This is a genomic window from Methylophaga sp. UBA1464 (genome assembly GCF_002325665.1).
GTDB lineage: Bacteria > Pseudomonadota > Gammaproteobacteria > Nitrosococcales > Methylophagaceae > Methylophaga.
On record NZ_DCSO01000058.1, the window covers coordinates 24,508 to 27,735 of the forward strand.

At 45.0% G+C, this 3,228-nt stretch carries 5 protein-coding genes; all 5 read left to right on the forward strand.

What is annotated here, in order from left to right; translation table 11 throughout:
* The first annotated feature begins 167 nt into the window (after positions 1 to 167).
* On the forward strand, positions 168 to 662 hold the full coding sequence (locus tag B3O33_RS07255) for an aminoacyl-tRNA deacylase (protein ID WP_292361594.1): 495 nt from the start codon (positions 168 to 170) through the stop codon (positions 660 to 662).
* Positions 663 to 840: 178 nt separating this feature from the next.
* Positions 841 to 1,191 carry an ArsR/SmtB family transcription factor gene (locus B3O33_RS07260; RefSeq protein WP_292361593.1) on the forward strand — a complete coding sequence of 117 codons (351 nt, stop codon included), beginning with the start codon at positions 841 to 843 and terminating at the stop codon, positions 1,189 to 1,191.
* Entirely contained in the window at positions 1,188 to 1,721 is a 534-nt protein-coding gene (locus B3O33_RS07265) for a rhodanese-like domain-containing protein (protein WP_292361592.1), read from the forward strand. Before B3O33_RS07260 ends, B3O33_RS07265 begins: the two co-directional genes overlap by 4 nt.
* Positions 1,722 to 1,727: 6 nt before the next feature.
* Complete coding sequence (locus B3O33_RS07270) at positions 1,728 to 2,552, forward strand: sulfite exporter TauE/SafE family protein (RefSeq protein ID WP_292361591.1); 825 nt, start codon at positions 1,728 to 1,730, stop codon at positions 2,550 to 2,552.
* A 13-nt stretch (positions 2,553 to 2,565) separates the two neighbouring features.
* The coding region (locus B3O33_RS07275) for an MBL fold metallo-hydrolase (RefSeq protein ID WP_292363293.1) at positions 2,566 to 3,228 on the forward strand (663 nt) is incomplete at its 3' end.

The window sequence follows — 3,228 nt, forward strand, 5'->3', positions numbered from 1 at the left end:
TGTTGTCTTATTTGGTTATCAGTTGATGCAAAAATTACCGTTAAATGCAGCGCGTTATGCAGCTAGCAGTGTTTTTATGGTTTTGGGGCTGCTCACTTTTATGCTTTGACAGTTTCGGTGGTAAATTCATACAGTAAGCGTTTTCGAATCACTTAGATGGAGAATCCATGAGCCAGACTATCAGCTCCCCGGTCACTGAATTATTAACTCAGCAAGCAATAGAGTATGAAGTGATCGAAATTCCACTCAGTGAAGATAAAAAACCTATCCGTAATCTGGAGGAATTACTGAGTGGTCAGGGCCGTAATCCTAACTCGGTGATTCGTAGTCTGTTATTTAAAACCGGCTCGGATAAATTTATCTTACTGGCAGTCGCCGGCGGCGGACGAGCCGATTGGGCGGCTTTACGAAAGCATCTCGGTGAGAAAAAACTGCGCATGGCAGAGTTTGATGAAGTCTCAGAGGCAACAGGCTATGTCGTTGGTGCCGTACCGCCTATTGCTTTACCTCAAACTGTTACGGTTTTAGCTGATAACAGTGCATTTCAATTTGAGCAGGTCATTATTGGCAGTGGTGTACTGGGCTATGCGCTGTCATTAAACACCAACGATCTCCAAAAAGTCATGTCTGAGGTGCCGGCAGGCGAGTTTGTAAAAATATAAGGTTAACAACTTTAGGCTGGCGACCTGCTCGCCAGCTTTCATTTCACTAAACTGGAAACTATCTCTTACGACTGAGTAGCTAAAACGCCAGACAAGTTAATAATAAAAATCTAATTTAGATTTCTCTAATTTAGAAAAATCGAATATACTTGCAACATTATTTTTGCAAGGACATTCCATGACCACCCAGACCTTGTCATTTCCTGACATGAGCGAAATGCATACGCATGCCAAGGCGGCCGCAGAGTTACTCAAGCAAATGAGCAATGAGCACAGACTGATGATTTTATGTGCATTGGGAAATCAGGAACTGGCCGTGAGTGAGCTCAATCATTTGGTGCCGCTCAGTCAGTCTGCCCTATCACAACATCTTGCCAGCCTGCGCCACGCTGAATTAGTGGTCACCCGCAAAGTTTCACAAACGGTCTATTACCGTCTTAATGGCGACGCCGCATTGCGTATCATCGCGGTACTGCAATCACTTTACTGTCCTGAATATCAAACTTCTTCATGTGGAGAAAACTCATGAGTTATTCGATCGAAAAACCTGAAACCCTATTTGCGAGCAAATCACCCAATGATGCATGCATTATTGATGTTAGAACTTCTGCCGAGGTAAAAGCAAAAGCGTTACCTGGCGTTATTCATCTGCCTTTACAATCCTTTACAGTTGATGCGCTGCAACAGGCTATAAAAGAACAAGCGCTAAAACCTGAGAAGATTTACTTTTTATGCCATTCAGGACGTCGCGCCGAATCCGCCGCCAAACAAACAGATGGGCAAGTTAGCCAATCATTAGTTGTCATTGATGGTGGCATTCAAGCTGTTGAAAAGATGAATCCTGATTGGGTGATTACCCAAGGAAAAGCTATTTCAATTGAACGTCAGGTACGTATTACTGCGGGTGGTTTGGTGTTACTGGGGGTGATTTTAGGGTTTGCGATACATTCAGCCTGGTTTGCCCTATCCGGTTTTGTCGGCGCAGGACTGATGTTCTCAGGAATAACCGATAGCTGTGCGATGGGCATGATCATCGCCAAAATGCCATGGAATAAATAAAAAATCATGCTGCTGATACTGGGCATTGTGATTGGTTTATTGCTGGGCCTGACCGGCGCAGGCGGCTCGGTATTTGCCGTACCACTTTTGATTATGATTGGCGGCATTTCAATTCATGAAGCGGTGACATTGTCGTTAGCGGCTGTCGCTGCCATCACATTGTATGGCAGCGTACGAAATCTCACAAAACAAACTATTTTATGGCTGCCAGCGGCCTTATTGGCCGGTAGCGGCATATTGGCGGCACCGCTTGGCAAAGTGTTAGGCACGATGCTCAGTGAAACCATACTGATGGCAGGGTTCAGTATTTTAGCCATCCTCATTGCCATTCGTATGTGGTTGACGGCAACAACGATGCCGGAAGCCAGTAAAGTCGTACGTGGCAGTCATTTATCATTAGAAAGCACTAATGGCCTGCTGTGTAAATTCAGTCCAACCGGCCAATTTCAAATGCGTCCAAAATGTATGAGCGGCCTGCTGTTGGGCGGTTTAATGGTCGGCTTGTTATCCGGATTATTCGGCGTGGGCGGTGGGTTTCTGATTATCCCTTTGCTGCTTTTGCTCAGTCAGGTCAGCATGATACAAGCGGTCAGCACCTCATTAGTGGTCATAGCGCTTATCAGCAGCAGCGGTTTTATTGCTCATATTGTATTGGGCGAAACAACACATTTGTCATTGGTTTCACTGGCCTGGTTAATTACCGGCGGTTTAATCGGTATGTTTGCGGGACAGTTACTCAGTCACAGGATTGCCAATGCCAGCTTACAGAAAATCTTTGCCATCGGTTTGATGGCAGTTTCCGCACTGATGTTATTCACACAACTGATATAGGATATAAATCACCATGCTATTCAGACAACTTTATGAAAAACATTCGTCAACCTACACGTATTTAATTGCTGACAATGAAAGCAAAGAAGCCCTGTTAATTGATCCGGTGGTTGATGAAACAGATGGATATTTGAGGTTATTGAACGAACTGGGATTAACCCTCAAAATCGCCATGGATACCCATACTCATGCCGATCATATTACGGCTCTGGGCAAACTTCGTGATATAACGGGTTGTGAGACCTATATGGGACAACAGGCCAATTCTTCCTGCGCCAATGACAGTTTCCATGATGGAAGCCAAATTGTTGTCGGAAAGCTGACCCTGACAGCACTGCACACCCCTGGGCATACCGATGACTCTTACAGCTTTATGCTGGAGCATGCGGGTCAGAAATATCTGTTTACCGGGGATACGTTATTGATTCGTGGCACTGGTCGAACGGATTTTCAAAATGGCAGTGCAATAGAACAGTACAGCAGTCTGTTCGACAAATTATTGAAATTTCCAGAGGACACGTGGGTCTATCCGGCGCATGATTATAAAGGCTGGATGGTCAGTACCATCGGTGAAGAACGCCAGCATAATCCACGTTTGCAAGTGAAAGATGTGGTTGAATACAAGCAAATCATGGATAACCTGAATTTGCCCAATCCTAAAATGATGGATGTCGCC